General features: G+C 60.0%; 13 protein-coding genes. 9 read left to right on the plus strand and 4 right to left on the minus strand.

What is annotated here, in order from left to right:
• The first annotated feature begins 67 nt into the window (after window positions 1–67).
• Window positions 68–1150, plus strand: coding sequence for a DUF1559 family PulG-like putative transporter (locus tag I41_RS17275; RefSeq protein ID WP_168206971.1), 1083 nt, complete (start codon window positions 68–70; stop codon window positions 1148–1150).
• A gap of 860 nt (window positions 1151–2010) precedes the next feature.
• A complete protein-coding gene (locus I41_RS17280; protein WP_210420981.1) occupies window positions 2011–4890 on the plus strand; it encodes a zinc-dependent metalloprotease in 2880 nt (959 codons plus the stop codon).
• 75 nt (window positions 4891–4965) lie between these two features.
• Here I41_RS17280 and I41_RS17285 read toward each other — a convergent pair whose 3' ends face one another.
• The 3 genes from I41_RS17285 to I41_RS17295 all read right to left on the minus strand — a co-directional run bounded on the left by I41_RS17285 (window position 4966) and on the right by I41_RS17295 (window position 8263).
• Window positions 4966–5997: a glycosyltransferase family 8 protein gene (locus I41_RS17285; RefSeq protein WP_145434155.1), complete on the minus strand. Its 1032-nt coding sequence runs from the start codon at window positions 5995–5997 to the stop codon at window positions 4966–4968.
• Window positions 5998–6046: 49 nt separating this feature from the next.
• Window positions 6047–7102, minus strand: a complete 1056-nt coding sequence (locus I41_RS17290; RefSeq protein ID WP_145434156.1) for a glycosyltransferase family 2 protein — start codon at window positions 7100–7102, stop codon at window positions 6047–6049.
• A gap of 132 nt (window positions 7103–7234) precedes the next feature.
• Window positions 7235–8263, minus strand: a complete 1029-nt coding sequence (locus tag I41_RS17295) for an acyltransferase family protein (protein WP_145434157.1) — start codon at window positions 8261–8263, stop codon at window positions 7235–7237.
• A gap of 218 nt (window positions 8264–8481) precedes the next feature.
• Here I41_RS17295 and I41_RS17300 point away from each other — a divergent pair, with 218 nt between their 5' ends.
• From I41_RS17300 to I41_RS17330, 7 genes are all read left to right on the plus strand, one after another.
• Window positions 8482–9633: an aminotransferase class I/II-fold pyridoxal phosphate-dependent enzyme gene (locus I41_RS17300; RefSeq protein WP_210420982.1), complete on the plus strand. Its 1152-nt coding sequence runs from the start codon at window positions 8482–8484 to the stop codon at window positions 9631–9633.
• Between the two features lie 13 nt (window positions 9634–9646).
• A complete protein-coding gene (locus I41_RS17305) occupies window positions 9647–10801 on the plus strand; it encodes a glycosyltransferase (RefSeq protein ID WP_145434159.1) in 1155 nt (384 codons plus the stop codon).
• 32 nt (window positions 10802–10833) lie between these two features.
• Window positions 10834–11907 (plus strand): dTDP-glucose 4,6-dehydratase, encoded by a 1074-nt coding sequence (rfbB, locus tag I41_RS17310; protein WP_145434160.1) that lies wholly within the window; start codon window positions 10834–10836, stop codon window positions 11905–11907.
• A 67-nt stretch (window positions 11908–11974) separates the two neighbouring features.
• Window positions 11975–12895 carry a glucose-1-phosphate thymidylyltransferase RfbA gene (gene rfbA, locus I41_RS17315; protein ID WP_145434161.1) on the plus strand — a complete coding sequence of 307 codons (921 nt, stop codon included), beginning with the start codon at window positions 11975–11977 and terminating at the stop codon, window positions 12893–12895.
• A complete protein-coding gene (locus tag I41_RS17320) occupies window positions 12892–13797 on the plus strand; it encodes a GNAT family N-acetyltransferase (protein ID WP_145434162.1) in 906 nt (301 codons plus the stop codon). The genes rfbA and I41_RS17320 overlap by 4 nt, the downstream gene beginning before the upstream one ends.
• A 51-nt stretch (window positions 13798–13848) precedes the next feature.
• Window positions 13849–14490 (plus strand): class I SAM-dependent methyltransferase, encoded by a 642-nt coding sequence (locus I41_RS17325; RefSeq protein WP_145434163.1) that lies wholly within the window; start codon window positions 13849–13851, stop codon window positions 14488–14490.
• Between the two features lie 3 nt (window positions 14491–14493).
• Complete coding sequence (locus I41_RS17330) at window positions 14494–15156, plus strand: acetyltransferase (protein ID WP_145434164.1); 663 nt, start codon at window positions 14494–14496, stop codon at window positions 15154–15156.
• A gap of 102 nt (window positions 15157–15258) precedes the next feature.
• Here I41_RS17330 and I41_RS17335 read toward each other — a convergent pair whose 3' ends face one another.
• The gene (locus I41_RS17335) at window positions 15259–17199 is read right to left on the minus strand and encodes an ABC transporter ATP-binding protein (protein ID WP_145434165.1); all 1941 of its coding nucleotides are present in this window, start codon (window positions 17197–17199) and stop codon (window positions 15259–15261) included.
• Between the last annotated feature and the right edge of the window lie 290 nt (window positions 17200–17489).

Genomic DNA, 17489 nt, shown 5'->3' on the forward strand with positions numbered 1-17489 from the left:
TGACGCTGCCCGCCCGGCGGACGCCGGCAACGTCGACGTTGAAAACTCTTTCGTTAGAGGTATGCAAATGCCGATCGCTTCGTCGTCCGCCAAGATTGCTCACCTGCAGCGCCGTGCCGCAGGTTTCACGCTTGTTGAGCTCTTGGTCGTGATTGCGATCATTGGCGTGCTAGTCGCGCTACTGCTGCCGGCGGTCCAAGCAGCTCGCGAATCGGCACGGCGGAGTTCGTGCTCCAGCAATCTGCGGCAGATCGGATTGGCGGCGCTCAACTACGAATCGGCGAACAAGGTCCTTCCTCCCGGCTATCTCGCCGGTAAGAACTTTAACAAGCCGGAAGCTGCCAGCGATTCAACTGGCAATCATCAACTCACCGGCGTGTTCGTTTATCTGCTTCCCTATCTCGAAGCGGCCAATGTTCACAAAATGTTCGGCGAGCAAATCAAACTCGGCGTCGATTCTCGCGATCTGCCTTATTCCGACGCGTCGAAACCGACCACATGGGCAGCAGCGCAGGCGCGGCTTTCAACTCTGCTCTGCCCGAGTGGCCCGGAAGGCGCGCCGCAGACGGCGATGCTGGATAAGTCTTACGGCAAGTTGAGCGACGGTTTCTTGATCCTGCAATCAGACGCTTGGCCGGTCTCCACGCAACTGGGCATCACCCATTATCTGGGCGTCAGCGGCGTTTGGGGGTCGACTGGCCCCAATTTGATGTACCCCGCCGGCAGCGGACGAACCACGGACGACGTGCTCATCGGCCCCTTCACGGTCCGATCGAAAACCAGACTCGGGCAGGTGAGCGACGGCACGTCGCGCACCATGATGTTTGGCGAGGCGCCAGGGAGTTCGGGCGTGAATATCCCGGACGATTTCACCGCTGGAACCTTTACCGGCTTTACCCAAGCCAACGCCTGGGCCGGATGGGGCACCCTGCCGACGGCGATGGGGTTAACGGTCTCGCGAGAAAATAAGAACGGGGCGACATTCGACTCCAAATGGTCCTATTATGGCGCCTTACATTCGGGAGATGTCGTGCAGTTCGCTTTCGTGGATGGCTCCGTACGTCCGCTGAACAAGAACGTTGATGATTCCCTATTTCAGTCGCTGTCAACCATCCGCGGCGAAGAGGCGGTCGACGAGAGCACTTTGTGAACCGACGAACTGTTGGCGCAGACCTCTGGAACCCGCAAACGACATGAAAACACTTCGGGTACATCTAGTGGCGTCACTTCTGCTTGGCGCCACAAGCTGGCTCAGCGGCTGCGGCGGATCGGAACCAAAGGTCCAGCTTCCCGACAACCCAACCCCTGTGCCGCGGCCCGAAGATCGCCTGAAACCCCTCGGCTCATCGCCTCAACAGGCGCCGCCCGCGGCGAACTCTTCCGAAGGATAGGCGGCCACCGTGGTTTCATGAATTGCATCTAGACCGCATTGGCTGCGGCGGCAACTTTACAGCACACCTTCGTTGCCCTTGGTTAATTCGACTGCGAGGCGGTCGCTCTGTGATTGTTTCGACGGCTGGCAAGCCTAGTTGCCCCTATTTCGCTTGCTAGATCGGCGCCACCGAAGGCCCGCCCTCGCTGCCCTTCGGCGGAAATCTCCAAACTGCGATCGCCCTCCTTCCCTAGAAGCGAAACTGATGTCCTCGCGAACCAGGTGTACCCTGATAGCGCGGTTTAGAGGGGTCGAGCCGATAAATCTGGCGGGAAACCGCGGCAGGCGGAATTGAAGCAAGAAAATGAGCCAGCGACCCCACTTCGTGTCGCAATCTGCGACGCGTTCTGCGCCCCCCTGGCCTGTCGACGCTGGCCCTACAATCCATTTTAACCCCCCGGTAGTGGACTAATTGCAGCGACCAGAGAATATTGAATAGGTCTGCTACTTAATTCGCCGGCCCTCCGGGCTCCGCGCGCCGCGATCCAAAGCCGGCTTGGCGCCGTACTAGCAACCGATGCCGCAACTCAACGAGACGCCTGCTGGCGCGTCTTTTTCAATCGCGTAAGGATCCAAGCATGAAGGCTTTGCGTTTAGTCGAGCAACTGACGTGTCGCGTCGCGGTCGCGGGCGCAATGCTCGTGGCCCTAGGTGCGGGAGTTTCGGCAGTGCCGGCTCGGGCCGATGAGCCGACTCCGGCCAAGCCGTCAAAGTTCAAAGATTTTGGGGAAGTGACCAAGGAGGCCAAGAAGATCGAAGGCCTCTTTGATATGTATCAGGACGATGATCATCTCTACGCGGTGATCAAAGGGGGCGACTTCAATCAGAACTTTTTAGCCCCCATGTCGATTGCACGCGGCGTCGCTTCGGCCGGCACAGCGCTCAATTTCGGCGAGCAATGGGTCATCTCGTTCAAACGCGTCGGCGACCGGGTGCAACTCATCAGAAAAAATCTGCGCTACGAGGCTCCTAAAGGGACGCCGCTCGAAAAGGCGGTGCAGCAAAACTACACCGATTCCGTCCTGATGGCGCTGCCAATCGTCAGCGACAACGCGCCAGGCGGCGGCGTGCTGATCGACTTCGGCGACATTTTCCTGACTAATTTCGCCAATCTGCCGGTTGGCGGACTCGATCGGAGCCGCTCCAACTGGCACAAGGTCAAGGGTTATCCGAACAACGTCGAACTGCAGGTAATGGTCACCTTCGGCGGCGGCGGCATGGGTCGCGCCTCGATGCATGGCGATTCGGGAACGATTGATCCCCGCGGCGTCACGATGGTGCTGCATTACAGCTTGGTGAAGATGAACGACAGCGGCTATCGGCCACGCATGGCCGATCAGCGCGTCGGCCACTTCCTGAGCGCGACGAAGGACTTCGGCTCCGAAGATCCCGACACCCAATTCGTGCGGCGCATCAACCGCTGGCGCCTTGAGAAAGCCAATCCTGAAGCGGAGCTCTCCTCGCCGAAAAAACAAATCGTCTGGTGGGTCGAAGACACCGTGCCGCACGAGTACCGGCCTTACGTGGAAGAGGGGATCCTCGAATGGAACAAGGCGTTCGAAAAGATTGGCTTCCGCAATGCCATCAGCGTTCGCTGGCAAAATGAGCGCGACGAGTTTGATCCAGAAGACGTGAATTATTGCACGTTCCGTTGGATCACGACGCCCATGACGTTTGCTATGTCGAATCTCCGCTCGAACCCGATCACTGGCGAAATGATCGACGGCGACGTCATCTTCGATGCCAGCTGGATTCGGTTCTGGAAGCAGAATCACGCTTACCTGGTGGGCAGCCGCGGGTCGGATGACGGCGGCAAGGACGACAGCGACGACGATGACGCTATCGTCGGCGTCGGCGAAATCATCAGCCCCATCATGGCGGCTCGCTACGGATATGGGTTGCCAGCGTCGCAACAGCGGATGCTGCACAACCACGGGCCGAACGAAGCGCACAGCGGCAAGAAATCGCCGCAGATCGTGCCGGAGTCATTCAGCTCGTTCCAAGCGGCGCTCAATGAACAGGCCGCCGCCAACGGCTGCTGTGCGGCGTGCCAATACTCCAACTCGATGCAGGATCAGTTCCGCATGGCTGCGGTCGCTTTGGCAGGTCGCGCCGGCGGAAAAGACGGCAATCCGCCCGAAGAGTTGATCGGACAGGTGATCAAATCGATCGTCATGCACGAAGTTGGCCATTCGCTCGGTCTGCGGCACAACTTCCGCGCGAGCGCGATGCTCGACCTCGACCAGGTGCACGACACGGCGATTACCCGCGAGAAGGGCCTCGTCGGCAGCGTGATGGATTACACGCCGGTCAACATCGCTCTCGACGGCCAAAAGCAAGGCGACTACGCGACGACGACGCTCGGTCCGTACGACTACTGGGCGATCGAATACGCCTACAAGCCGATCTCGGGCAACGAGAAGGAAGAATTGAAGAAGATTGCCGCGCGTTCGCCTGAAACAGGTCTCGAATACGCGACGGATGAAGACCTCTACATGTCGAACGATCCGCGCGTGAACGTCTACGACCTGGGCTCCGATACTCTGGAGTATGCCAAGCAACGGATCGAGCTCTCGAATGAAGTCATCAAAGAGATGGAAAAGAATCTCGTGAAGGATGGCGATTCGTGGGCGCGGCTCCGTCCGGCATTCCTTACGGTGCTGAATCAGTACGGCGACGCCGCGTTCCTGGCGACGCAGTATCTTGGCGGCCGCGAGATCTCTCGCGACGCTCGCGGCGGCGAGAAGGCGCACGATCCCATCATGCCGATCAGCGGCAAGAAGCAACGTGATGCGCTAAAGTTCATCGCCAAGAATATCTTGGTCGACGAGCCGATTCCGATGCGTCCTGAGTTACTCCGCCGAGTGACGACGGAGCATTGGTATCACTGGGGCGCCGACATGGACATGTATGCCGGTAAGGTCGGCATCCCTTACTACGCCCAAGTCGAGGCCATTCAGAACATTCCGCTAGCGGAAGCATTCGGCACGCCGGCACGGATGGAGTTGATTGAAAGCAACGAAGCCATGGTGGACGCCGATGCGAAGCCCCTCCAAACGGCAGAAGTTTTCCGCACGTTCACAGATGCTATCTGGTCGGATCTCAAGGACCTCAAAAAGTCGGACGAAGGCGACGAAACGACGGAGCTGAGCCTGTCGAAGGTGCGACGCAACCTGCAACGCCGTCACTTGCAGTATCTGGTCGACATCGTCCTGGGTCCGAAGGGTTTTGGCGGATCGCCGCTCGCCTTCGCGTTGTTTACCAGTTCAGGCCAGCAGTTTCCGGCGGAGGCGCGCAGCCTGGCGCGACAGCACCTGAAGGAAATTCACCGGGCCGTAGGCGCGACGCTCGAAAACGAGTCGGTGAAGCTCGATGAGTTGTCGCGGGCCCACTTGGAGGAGATTAACGACCAACTCCAGAAGGTGCTCGACGCCAAGATCGAGGCGGGCGGCGTGTAGCCGCTTCATGCGAGGCACGGGCCGAGGCTTTAATGGCCGGCAGTCGATCAGCGGCTGTCGGCCTTTTTTTTGCGGTCACGCCGCCTTGCGCTTCTCGCCGCGAACGGCGCGCTTCACCGTGCGGACGTGAGCCTTCCACTCGCTGCGCAGCGGACGGTAATGGAAGTCCCACCATCTGCTCAGTAGACGATCCGGAGCCGCGGGCCGCCAATGGCGCCATGCCGTACGCTTCAAGCAACTCCTGAAGTCGGCCGTGTACGGATGGCGGCACAGGTAGTGCCACGGTTTTGAGGGCGAGCAAAAGTGGACAATCCAGGGATCATTGCAGAGCTCGTAGTAAGCCTGCCGATCCAGCGGACTCTCGCGCCAAGTTGGATAGACGAACAGGTGCGCACCCTGATTCCACCGGTTGTCGAGCGCCCGCCAGCTGCCGGCGAGAACAACGTTGAGGGCATACTGATCCCACCAGAGGACGTGTTCTCGGTGGGTGCGCAGACAGTCAAGCATCTGCCGAGCCAACTGCTCGCGACGCCAGCGGTCCAGATCAACGACTAGCATGCCGCCGTTAAAATAGCGCCCATCGGCGGGGAGACCGAGCTCGCGGAAATTGGCGATCGGCGTGACGCCCGCCAGGTGGCCTCGGCAGCGGTCAAAATTTTCCAAATGATTGGCGGCGTCAAGCCGCGGAGCCGCGATGTCGGTCACTGCAAGTACGGCGTGCCCGCCTTGGGGCTCCTGCCAGAGGGAAGCAAGGTCGCGGCGAATCAGCATATCCGCGTCGACGTAAATCGCGCGCTTCACCTGCTCCGGCAGGACGATCGGCATTAGCAGACGCAGATAGGTGACGACGTTGACATGACCATTGATGAAGAGGTCGCCAACTTGACTCATGTCGGGACGAATCCACTCGACCTCAAGTCGAGAGTCGTGCCACGAACGGAGGAGTTTGGCGCGGCTCTCATCCGAGAGACCGCCGTCAAGAACATAGAGTTGAATCTGCCGGTCGCGGCCAAGCGAGTCGAGCGCCGACCGAATCGTGACCGCAAGCGGCATCGCGTAGCCGTCGTCTGCGGCGCTGACTAGCACGATCTTTTCGGCTGGTTCCATGAGGTGCGCCTATCGAATGGACACGTCGCGCATGAATAGTTGAACTAATCTAGGCCGCTATCTTTGCTGAAGTCGAAGCGTTTGCCGTCATCACTGGCGTCGGATCGAGCGCCGCGGATAGGACGGACGGAGGCGCCACGAGAGCGCGAGGCGTTCGTCGGAGCCAGGAGGCGATGCGGACCTTGGCCGCCATGAAGGGGTAGTCGACATGGGACGGGCGCAGACGCCAGGCCTTCATTAGCAGCGTGGCCGCGTGTGCGAAATCAGCAGACGGGTCGATTGCCGGGTTCGACCGGCGATGAAACTCGGCCGCGTGAGCGTAGGCTTTCGATGCCGAACGCCGGCTGGTTTTCTCGCGCATGCCGGGCAGGTTCAAGAACCGTACCGAGACGTCGGCGACTTCCTCGAGCGTGCCGCACAGTTTCTGCGTCGTGGCGCCAGCGTGATTCTTGCGGTAAAAGCAATGACAGCCCCCAATCCAGTGAAACTGCTTTTCCGCCTCGATGCAGCGCAGCCAGTATTCGTAGTCCTCGCAATAGATCAGCTTCGTGTTCCAGGGTCCGACGTCGGCTAACACTTGTCGCCGCATCACGGTAGACGAAGGCGTAATGAAGTTGCGGCCAAAAATGCTCTGGGGAAAGTCTTTGAGATCGCCTTCGCATGGCCCCCACGTGCCGAGCGGCATGTCGGTTTGATCGGCGATGAACATGACGGTCGAGTAGACCAAGTCCTTGCCGGTCGATTCCAGGGCGTCGACGGAGACCTGCAGGTGGTCGGGGGTCCAGCGATCGTCGGAGTCGAGCAGCGCGACGAACTCGCCGGCAGCCTTGGCGAACGCCAAGTTCCTGGTAAACGAAGCGCCGTAGCTCCGATCGTTGCGACTGTATTCCACGCGATTGGTAGGATGGCGCTTCGCGAAACTGCTGACAATCTGCTCCGTGGCGCCTTGCGAACCGTCCTCGACCACGATCACTTCCCAATTCGGATACGTTTGCATCCCGATCGTGGCCAACGTATCCCCAATGAATCGTTCGGCGCGACGCGTCGGGATAATAATCGACACCCGGCCGGCGACTGCGCTGTTGGCAAAAATGATCTTATCCATTGATTTCGCTTCCAGCGAACGGAGTCTTTTATCGGACGAAAAACTGCGGCGAAGGCTATTCACGAGGCCCACTGATCGAGTCTGCGTCACGCGATAGCTCGCATCAATGTCAATTTTTTCTGCTGGCCTAACTCACGCCGCCGTCTTTGTCGTCGCGGGAGTTTCGATGAAGCGGCGTTCATTGGCGTCGCGCTGCGATCCAGGTCGCCAGTTCTTCAGTTGTAGCGCCGGCTTCTCGACGACGTACCACGATAGCGTCGATGCGACCAAGGTCAGAACAACGGTCGCCGTCACCCACCGCGCGTCGCGCGGCATCGCCCACGGGCCGAGCAACGCTAGCATGATCGGTGCGTGCCAGATGTAGATCGCGTAGGAAAGATCGGGGATTCCCCACCGAATCTGGGGCACGGTCATCGCCAGCACGACGACGCAGCCGATGATCAGCGGGAAGACCAACGGCCCCAAGAATGCGAGCCAGCCAGCGACGCCCGCCGACAGCGTTACCGCCGGCCAAGCCCAATGGACCTTGGAAAGTCGATCTTTCCAGATGAATGCAAGGTTCCCGACGAAGAATCCTATCGAGGTTTGCAGGAAGCGGTATTCGAACACGTGATCGTCAATCTTAGCTTGAACGACCAGCAGCACGCCGATGATCGCCGTCGTTAGCCACGCCGTACGATGCGATCCGAGGACGAATAGCAGCGCGATCGCCGCATAGAGTCCGTCTTCCACGATGAGCGACCACAACGGCAGCACACAGCCCTGGAACATGCTGTGGTATCCGGCGGAGAGGTATTGAATCATCGCCCGCTCGACGTGCTTGACGTCGAACGCGAGCCCGATTGCTAGCATCAGCGGGATGAGGGCCGGCAATGTTCGCAACGCGCGCTTCCACGCGAAATGCCCCAGACTCCGCGATCGCTCGAGTGATTGCGGAATAAGAAAACCGCTCAAGGCGACAAACGCCGCCACTGGCGGAATGGGCACCCAAAGGTTTCCGCGCAACAAACCGGCGTTCAAGTGCATGGCAACGACTTCTACCGCCAAGAACAGCCGCAAATAGTCGAAGTTATGATTTCGCGGCTCCGCCGTGCGCGCGAGCGGGATCGTCGTCGCCTGCACTGGCGTCGCGAGTCTCGTCGTTGGCCTACCGGCAACCATCGAAATCGGCGAAGATCGCACCTTGAAGGGAATAGGGGATAGGGCGCCAAACCTTCCATAAAGCCCGCGGATAGTAAGAAGCGCCTTCCGCGTTAGCAAGGTCAACTGCCGCGCACTGCCGGCGCGATCAGACTTGACCCGTCCGAACTCCGTAGGATAGCTTTCGCTGACGTCTGGCGATCGAGCCAGAGATCGCTGAATCGAAAGGGCTCTCTCCCTTGGCCGCCGACGCTCCACTCTTCGCCGAACCGCTGCATGTCGGCCGACCCAATATCGGGGATCGCGAGCGCCTCTTCGAGCGATTTGCCGACATCCTGGACCGACGTTGGCTCACCAACGACGGACCTTACCTCCAGGCTTTTGAACAAGAAATCAAGGCCTGTCTGGGGGTAAAGCATTGCATCGCGGTCTGCAACGCTACGATCGGACTGCAGCTCGCGATCCGTGCGCTGGGCATGACCGGCGAAGTGATTGTTCCCTCGTTCACCTTCCCCGCGACGGTGCATGCGCTGCGTTGGGAGGGAGTGACGCCGGTTTTTTGCGACGTTGACCCAACAACGCACAATCTCGACCCCGCCGAAGTCGAACGTTTGATCAGTCCCCGCACAAGCGGCATTGTCGGCGTTCACCTCTGGGGTAACGCCTGCGACGTCGCAGCGCTCAGCGACATTGCGCGCCGCAAACGCCTGCGCTTGCTATTCGACGCCGCCCACGCCTTCGGCTGCAGCCACGACGGACGCATGATCGGCAGTTTCGGCGATGCTGAGGTATTTAGTTTTCACGCCACGAAGTTCCTCAACTCGGGCGAAGGCGGAGCGATCGTCACCAACGACGACGAACTCGCTGCATCCCTGCGCAGGTTACGCAACTTCGGTTTAGCGGCGGGCGCCGTTGAATCAGTTGGAACCAACGCGAAGATGACCGAGTTCTGCGCGGCAATGGGTCTCACCTCGCTTGAAAGCCGGGACGAGTTCATTGATCGGAATTGCGCCAACCACGCGGCCTACGCCGCGACGCTCGACGCGATCCCTGGCGTTCGCGTGCTCTTCAGCCGAGTCGCCGAACGGCACAACTGGCAGTACGTCGTCGCCGAGGTCGAGGCGCAGAGCGCCGGGTTCACTCGCGACGATCTCATCTCGACGCTCCACGCGCAGAACATTCTGGCCAAGCGATATTTTTCGCCTGGCTGTCACCAAATGCCGCCGTATGCGGCCGTCCACGATGCCGCGCGGACTCCGCTGCCGCACACAACGCGGTTGTGCGAGCGCCTCCTACAGTTGCCGACCGGCAGCGGCGTCACCCACCTCGACATCGCGCGCATCGGCGACTTTCTCAAGTCGCTGACGCGACGCCGCCGGAGGGCCGCCTGACCGCGGTGCATCGGTGGAGCAAGTCAAGGTCAGCGTCTGCATGATCACGTTCAATCAGGAACGTTACATCGCCCAGGCGATCAACAGCGTGCTGGAACAGCAGACCACGTTTCCGTTCGAGATAGTCATCGGCGAAGACTGCTCGACGGACGGTACCCGGGCAATCGTCGAGCAACTCGCGGCCGCACATCCTCAGGTGATCCGGTTGCGATTGGCGGAGCAAAATCAAGGCGCAAAACGCAACTTCGTCGGCACGTTCAGCGAGGCCCGCGGCGAGTATGTAGTGATTCTGGAAGGAGACGACTACTTTACGGACCCATTGAAATTGCAGCGGCAAGTTGCAGCGCTCGATGCGCGTCCCGACTGGTCGATCTGCTTTCATCCAGCGCGTTGCCTCTACGAGGGCAACCTCCAGGGTCCGCCCATGACGCCCGAACGCTGGGGCCGCGAAGAAGCGACGATCGTCGACCTTTTTGAGCAAAACTTCATTCCCACCAGCGGCGCGATGTTCCGCAACCGCGGAGCGGAATCGCTGCCCGATTGGTTCATGGACGCCGAGGCGGGCGACTGGGCGCTTCATCTGCTGAACGCAGCGCATGGAAACATCGGCTTCTTGCCAGAGGTCATGTCGGCGTACCGCATTCACCCCGCCGGCACATGGTCGGGGCGAAGCGTCGAGGCGCGTGTCGTCTCCATCTTTCATTTGCTCTCGGCTGTCGACCACCATTTCGGCGGCAGGTTTGCAGAGCATATCGAGCGCAACCGCGTCACCACCGTTCGTTGGCTCTTCGGGGAATGGAACAATGCCGCGGAAACTTCGCGAAAAGCCGTCGAACTGCTCAGCGTAATGACCACCGGCGAAACGCCGCGCAAACGGGTCACTCTGGGAAAAGGCCGCGGTCACTCGCGAAAGGAGATCGAACAGCTTGCCGAAATGGAACCCGGTAGCCAAGATTACCAGTCGTTGGCTTGCAAGCTGGAAGCACTTTTGGACGAGCGGGCATGGTTGAGAGAAGCGCACCGCGAATGGACAAGCTCGCTGGCGTACAAGGTATCTCGAGAACTGAAGCGCCCGTGGAATCAACTGCGAACATTCTTTCGCAGCCGGCGAAGCAAGCCAATGGCCCTGCCTGATGATCCCGCGCCTCCCGCAGTTAAAGCGGCGTAAGCGCGTTGGCCCTAACTGCCGAACGTTCGACCATGTCCGACGCGATTCTGATCACCGGCGGCGCCGGATTCATTGGTAGCTGTCTCGTTCGGCAATTGATCGCCGCAGAACCAGCGACTCGCGTCATCACGCTCGACAAGCTCACCTACGCGGGCAATCTCGACTCCCTGCAGCCAGTACTGGCGGACGCTCGGCACCGCTTCGTCCATGGCGACGTCGCCGATGCGCCGCTCGTAACGCAATTGTTGCAAACCGAACGCCCAAACAAGGTGATTCATCTCGCAGCGGAATCGCACGTCGATCGCTCCATCGACGGCCCGGCCCCGTTCGTCCAGACGAATGTTGTCGGCACATTTACGATGCTCGACGCGGCGCGCGATTATTGGAAAGCACTCCCGCCAAACGAGCAGGAGACGTTTCGCTTCTTGCATGTTTCAACCGACGAAGTCTTCGGCTCGCTCGACGATGACGGAGCGTTCACCGAGACGACGCCCTATTCGCCGCGCTCGCCCTACTCGGCGTCGAAGGCGGCATCCGACCACTTAGTGCGGGCCTACTTCCACACTTACGGCGTGCCGACGCTGATCACCAACTGCTCGAACAACTACGGACCGTACCAGTTTCCCGAGAAGTTGATTCCGTTGATGGTGCTCAACGCGCTCGAGGGAAAACCGCTGCCGGTCTACGGTGACGGACAGAACGTCCGCGACTGGCTGTTTGTCGAAGACCATTGTCAGGCGCTGCGTCTCGTTGCCAATCAAGGCGTCCCTGGCGAAACGTACAACATCGGCGGCAATAGCGAACGGACGAATCTCGACGTCGTCAAGCAGATTTGCCGAATCGTCGATCATCTGCGGCCCGATTTGCCCCATTTTCCCTGCGATTCGCTCATCAACTTCGTCGCCGACCGACCGGGGCATGACCGGCGCTACGCCATCGACGCCGGTAAAATTCGCCGCGAACTCGGCTGGGAACCGCAGCAGACCTTCGAGGAAGGACTGGCGGCGACGGTAGCCTGGTATTTGACCAACAGCGAATGGGTTGGCCGGGTCTCAAGCGGTGACTACCAACGGGAACGGCTGGGGCTTGCGGGCGAATCGCGGTAGACTGAGTGTCGCCGCTATAGCCGGAGGGCCACGCCCTCCGGGATGCCCACCGTACTCGCGCCACGCTATGTCGCACGTCACCCACTTCAAAAAGGGCATCATCCTTGCTGGCGGCGCCGGCACGCGACTCTATCCGCTCACGCGCGCCGCGAGCAAGCAGTTGCTGCCGGTCTACGACAAGCCGATGGTGTACTATCCGCTGTCGGTCTTGATGCTGGCCGGCATTCGCGAAGTGCTGGTCATCTCGACGCCAGAGGACATTGGCGGCTTTCAACGGCTTCTCGGCGACGGTCGTGAGATCGGTCTATCCATCCAGTACGCCGTCCAGCCGAGGCCGGAAGGACTCGCCCAAGCCTTCATCATCGGTCGCGAGTTCGTTGGCCGCGATCACTGCGCGCTCGTGCTCGGCGATAATCTGTTCTACGGCCAAAGTTTCCACGCCATGCTCATGGAAGCCGCCGGCCGCCGTGAGGGAGCGACGATCTTCGGCTATCCGGTAAAAGATCCCGAGCGGTATGGCGTCGTCGAATTCGATGCCTCGGGAACCGTGATCTCGCTCGAAGAGAAGCCGTCGCAGCCGCGCTCGCATTACGCCGTGCCGGGACTCTACTTCTATGACAACGCCGTGCTCGACATCGCTGCGAACCTCCGTCCTTCGCCGCGGGGCGAGTTGGAGATCACCGACGTTAATCGCGTCTATCTCGAGCGCGGCGCCTTGAGGGTCGAACGCTTCAGTCGCGGGTTTGCGTGGCTCGACACCGGCTCTCATGAATCGCTGTTGCAGGCAGCACAATACGTGCAGACGATCGAGGCGCGACAAGGACTGAAGATCGCCTGCATCGAAGAGATCGCGTTCCGCAAGGGATTCATCAATGCCGAGCAGCTAGAGCGACTCGGCAACGCGATCAAGAACGACTACGGCCGCTATCTGCTGGACGTGCTCCAAGAGCCGCTGATCCCCGAGCACATCGTCGGCGGTTCGACATGAGCGCGGCCGCCGGGTACGCAAGTCGCGCCTACGCCGAGTCGCTGGCTGAATTTGGCGACGTGGTTGACCTGCCGAATTGCGGCGGTTTCCTCCTCGGCCAGAAAATTTCGACTGGATCGGCGCGCGATGCCGTCGGCCCGTACCCCCTCTTGGCCTGTCGCGACTGGTGCGCCCTGGACGCTGATCTGACGTCGCTGAGCGACCGATTCGTTTGTGCCTACGCCGTGACCGATCCGTTTGGAGCAACCACCAGCGACGTGCTGGCCGCCGCCTTTCCCGACGTGTGCTATGCGTATAAGCAACACTTCGCCGCGGATCTCACTCAACCGCTCGACTCATTCGTCGACGCTCACCATCGCCGCAATATCCGGAAGGGGCTGAAGAACGTCGAGGTACAGCGACTGAGCAACGACCAGGCGACGATTGGCGCCTGGCAATCGCTGTACGACTGCTTAATTGAACGTCACGACGTTCGCGGCATCGCCCGCTTCTCAGCGTCGTCGTTCGCTAGGCAATTCTCCGTCCCAGGATTCGATTGCTTCGGCGCCGTCGATTCAGACGGAATCTGCGGGATGACTCTTTGGTACGTTGATCGCGGCGTCGCCTACTATCATCTTGGCGCTTACAATGAACGCGGCTACCGCCAGTCAGCGGCCTTTGCGATCTTCTCGACCGCATTCCGACAGTTCGCCCGCGACGGCGTCCGCTGGGCGGCCCTCGGGGCCGGAGCCGGCACGACTGCGGCCGACTCGGGACTGACGCGATTCAAACAGGGGTGGTCGACCGAAGTCCGGCCTGCCCACTTTTGCGGCCGCATTCTCCAACCAAAGGCGTACGCCCGCCTTTCGGCGGAGGCGCCAGCGGGGACGAAATTCTTTCCTACATACCGTGCGCCGCGATGACCGGCCGATTTGTCGGTTGCCAAACGCCACTCAGTTTGCGACAACGCTGGCATGGATGGAGCCAGTTACCAGTCGCTGATCAAACATTACGAGGGGTGCTTAGAGCTCCACGGCGATTGCCACCTGGGAGTCGATTGGCCCAATCCGCTCGACGCGGCGACGCGCTACCGAGTGATGCTCGAAGTGATGGGCTCCGATATCAGCGATCCCGCTGCTAGCTTGCTCGACTTCGGCTGCGGAACGGCGCATCTGCGACACTACATGGTAGAACAGGGAATAACCAACATTCGTTACGTCGGGCTCGACGCCTCCGCCAAATTCGTCGAGCTCTCGCGTGCCAAGTATCCTGAGTTGGAATTCTACTGCATCGATGCCTTGAACGACGGCACGCCGCTGCCGCCGGTCGACTATGTCATCATGAACGGCGTCCTGACCGAGAAACGCGCTTTATCGTTCGACGCAATGTGGGATTACGCGCAGCAGTTATTGGTGCGCGTCTTTCCCGCCGCGCGACGGGGATTGGCGTTCAACGTGATGTCCAAGCACGTCGATTGGGAGCGAGACGATCTCTTTCACCTGCCGTTCGACCTTCTGGCAAGCTTCCTCCGAACGAGATTAAGTCGCCACATCCGCTTTCGCGCCGACTACGGCCTCTACGAATACACCGCTTACGTCTATCGAGAACCGAGGTAGTCCATGGCCGACGTCGTCATCTTCGGCGTGAAAGATTTTGCCTCGCTCGCTCACTTCTATTTGCGACATGATAGCGAGCATCGCGTCGTCGCATTCACCGTCCATCGAGAGTTCCTGCCTGCGGAGGGCGAGTTCGAAGGCTTGCCAGTCGTAGCGCTGGAAGATTTGGCAGATGGCTATCCTCCGGATAAGGTTCGGGCATTCGCTCCGATGTCGCATCGCAAAATGAACCGCCTGCGCGAGGGAATCTACAATGACCTGAAAGGGCGCGGTTACGAGCTAATCTCCTACGTCAGCAGCCGCGCGACCACCTTTCCTGAACGCCAGATTGGCGACAACTGCTTTATCCTCGAAGACAACACGATTCAGCCCTTCGCGACGATCGGCGACAACGTCGTCATCTGGAGCGGCAATCACATCGGCCATCACAGCGTTGTCGAGAGCCACGCGTTCATCACATCGCATGTCGTGATCTCCGGCCACTGCCGCATCGGCGCCTACTCGTTCCTCGGCGTCAACGCGACGCTCAAGGACCAAATTACGCTCGCCGAGGGAACGCTCATCGGCATGGGAGCGAACATCACGAAAGACACCGAGCCCTGGTCGCTGTACAAGGCGGACGCCACCCGTGCGTCAAAGATTTCAAGCGCGGACATCGACTTCTAGCGCGCGCCGCCGAATTTTGAGTTTCTGTCATTCTGAGCGCAGCGAAGAATCTGGAAGTTCTATCGAGCCGCTAGATCCTTCGCTCCACTCAGGATGACCGCTCTAAGCCGCTTTCGCTTCGCGCACCACCGGTTCCACCTTGCCGTACTCCACGCGCACCACCTTATCGGCCAGCGACAGCGTGCTCTCGCGATGGGTGATCATGATCAGCGTCTTGTCACGTCCATAGTCGTCGAGGGCGTCGTGGATCAGCCGCTCGCTCTCAACGTCGATCTGGCTGGTCGCCTCGTCCAAGATAAGAATCTCGGCGTTCTTGAGAAACGCCCGTGCCAGCGAGATCCGTTGACGTTGACCGCCGCTTAGTCGCTGGCCATTTGGTCCAACGACGGTCTGGTACCCTTCAGCGAACCCGGAAATGAACTCATGGGCCCGCGCGAGCTCTGCCGCCGCAATGACCTCCGCCTCGGTCGCATCCCACCGGCCATAGCGAATGTTGTGCAGAATCGTTTCGTTAAACAGCTCGGTCTGTTGCGTCACCAGCGCGATTTTCTGGCGGACAGTGCTCAACGACACGTCGCGCAGCGAGACCCCGTCGATCAGCACATCGCCCTGCTGCGGATCATAGAAGCGGCACAGGAGATTAATCAACGTGCTCTTACCGCCGCCGTTCGGCCCGACGATCGCAAGGTGTTCTCCCCGTTTGACGGTGAGATTCACATGGTTGAGCGCCTGATGCGAACCGTCGTAACTGAAGCACACATCGCGAAACTCGACTTGCTGGTGGTCCCTCGGCAACGATCGAGCCGCGGTCGGCTCTTTCAGCCCCGATTGCAGGTCGAGCATCGGGTAAAGCAGATTGGCGGCCGCCATCCCCGTGTTCAGCCCGGTGATGACGCCCGACAGCTTTCGCAAAGGGTCAGCGGCGGCGATGAGGGCGCCGAAGAACACGGTAATGATCGCCGGTTCGAACGGCGTATTCGTCATGGGGATGCCAAAAATCGAAGTCGCACGGAAAATCACCAGGTAGGAAGAAACGCACAAGCCGGTGCACAGCATTCCCATGCCGAGGAATTCTGTAATCGGGCTCGACAGCGCGTTGTAAAACGCCGCCCACATCGCGGTCCGCTTGATTTGGCCGGTCGCTTCACGGAAACGCTTTCGCTCGAAGTTCTCCATCGAATACGCCTGCACCGTATGCAGACTGTTGAAGACCTCCAGCATAATGTGATGAAAGCCGAGCGATCGGTCGAGCACGCGGTAAGAAAGCGCGCGAATGCGGCGATTCAAATGGAGCATGAGAAACGCAGCCAGCGGAGCGAAGATCAACGACGCCAACGTCAAACGCCACGAAATGAACGCGGCCAGGATCAAGCACGTGAGAATCCGCAATGGTTCCGTGATCGCGCCGCCATAGAACGCGGTGATTCCCTGCGCCAGCATATCGGTCGTATGGGTGATATGGGCGGTGAACCCGCTGATTCCCTGCGTGTTGAACCGAGGCCGATCGAGTTCCAATGCCTTGTTGAAGATCTTGGTCCGCACGTCGCGCGCGATGCTCTGCGACACGTACGAAACGAGCATTTGATTCAGCACCGCTAGTACTTGCTTCACCGCGGTGGCGCCGGCGACAAGGCAAACGACCATGACGACAGTCGCAAATGGCGTCGCCGGCATCCAACGTTCGAAGTACGGTTGAATCTTCGCGGCCCAATCCGCGGTGATGCGAGCTTTCTTGCGCTGACCTTCGGCCTGCCCGCGCGCGAGTTCTAGTTGCTTCCGCTGCTCCGCAGGCGCACCCTTTAGCTGCTTGTCGAGCTTGGCGATCTCCGCCTGGAATTCAGCAATTTCCGTCTCGGCGCGTTCGATTCGCTGCTGATTCCAGGACTGCAGCGACTGGCCGTTCAGCGTCGTCTGGATGATCGGAAACAACGCCGCAATATTGAGACTCCACAACGCCGCGACGGCCAGCGAGCAGGCCATCGCCGCCGCAATAATAAACTTGTGTCGCGATGCATCCTGCAGCGCTTGCGAAAAATACTTCATCTGAGAACGAAGGCCTCCGTGCCTAGCCATGCCCGCGATGGGCTGGCGCTCATGCTAGCGTCGTGCGGTGCGCAACAAGTAGGTTCCCTAACTTGCGCGGGGGGTAGCTTACCGTCGCCGTGGGCAACGGCCAAGCGCGAATTGCCGCGCCGCGGCTCCGCTGACAATCGGCGCGCCCGCGAACTTCGCGAAACGGAGAAGGGGTCTGCCGAAAAGCGAAGATTGCCGCCCAGTTTGCGCACTTCACCCTGTTTCGAGCCTGCGACTCGGTCAACTATAGTAAGAACGGG

It is taken from the genome of Lacipirellula limnantheis (assembly GCF_007746075.1).
In the GTDB taxonomy this organism is placed as follows: Bacteria; Planctomycetota; Planctomycetia; order Pirellulales; family Lacipirellulaceae; genus Lacipirellula; species Lacipirellula limnantheis.

Bases quoted from the DNA above. Each gene is read 5' to 3' on its own strand.
- I41_RS17285 (WP_145434155.1), bottom strand. From the start codon at position 5,997: ATGGAACCAGCCGAAAAGATCGTGCTAGTCAGCGCCGCAGACGACGGC.
- I41_RS17335 (WP_145434165.1), bottom strand. From the start codon at position 17,199: ATGAAGTATTTTTCGCAAGCGCTGCAGGATGCATCGCGACACAAGTTT.
- rfbB (WP_145434160.1), top strand. From the start codon at position 10,834: ATGTCCGACGCGATTCTGATCACCGGCGGCGCCGGATTCATTGGTAGC.
- rfbA (WP_145434161.1), top strand. From the start codon at position 11,975: ATGTCGCACGTCACCCACTTCAAAAAGGGCATCATCCTTGCTGGCGGC.
- I41_RS17295 (WP_145434157.1), bottom strand. From the start codon at position 8,263: ATGGTTGCCGGTAGGCCAACGACGAGACTCGCGACGCCAGTGCAGGCG.
- I41_RS17325 (WP_145434163.1), top strand. From the start codon at position 13,849: ATGGATGGAGCCAGTTACCAGTCGCTGATCAAACATTACGAGGGGTGC.
- I41_RS17290 (WP_145434156.1), bottom strand. From the start codon at position 7,102: ATGGATAAGATCATTTTTGCCAACAGCGCAGTCGCCGGCCGGGTGTCG.
- I41_RS17330 (WP_145434164.1), top strand. From the start codon at position 14,494: ATGGCCGACGTCGTCATCTTCGGCGTGAAAGATTTTGCCTCGCTCGCT.
- I41_RS17280 (WP_210420981.1), top strand. From the start codon at position 2,011: ATGAAGGCTTTGCGTTTAGTCGAGCAACTGACGTGTCGCGTCGCGGTC.
- I41_RS17275 (WP_168206971.1), top strand. From the start codon at position 68: ATGCCGATCGCTTCGTCGTCCGCCAAGATTGCTCACCTGCAGCGCCGT.
- I41_RS17320 (WP_145434162.1), top strand. From the start codon at position 12,892: ATGAGCGCGGCCGCCGGGTACGCAAGTCGCGCCTACGCCGAGTCGCTG.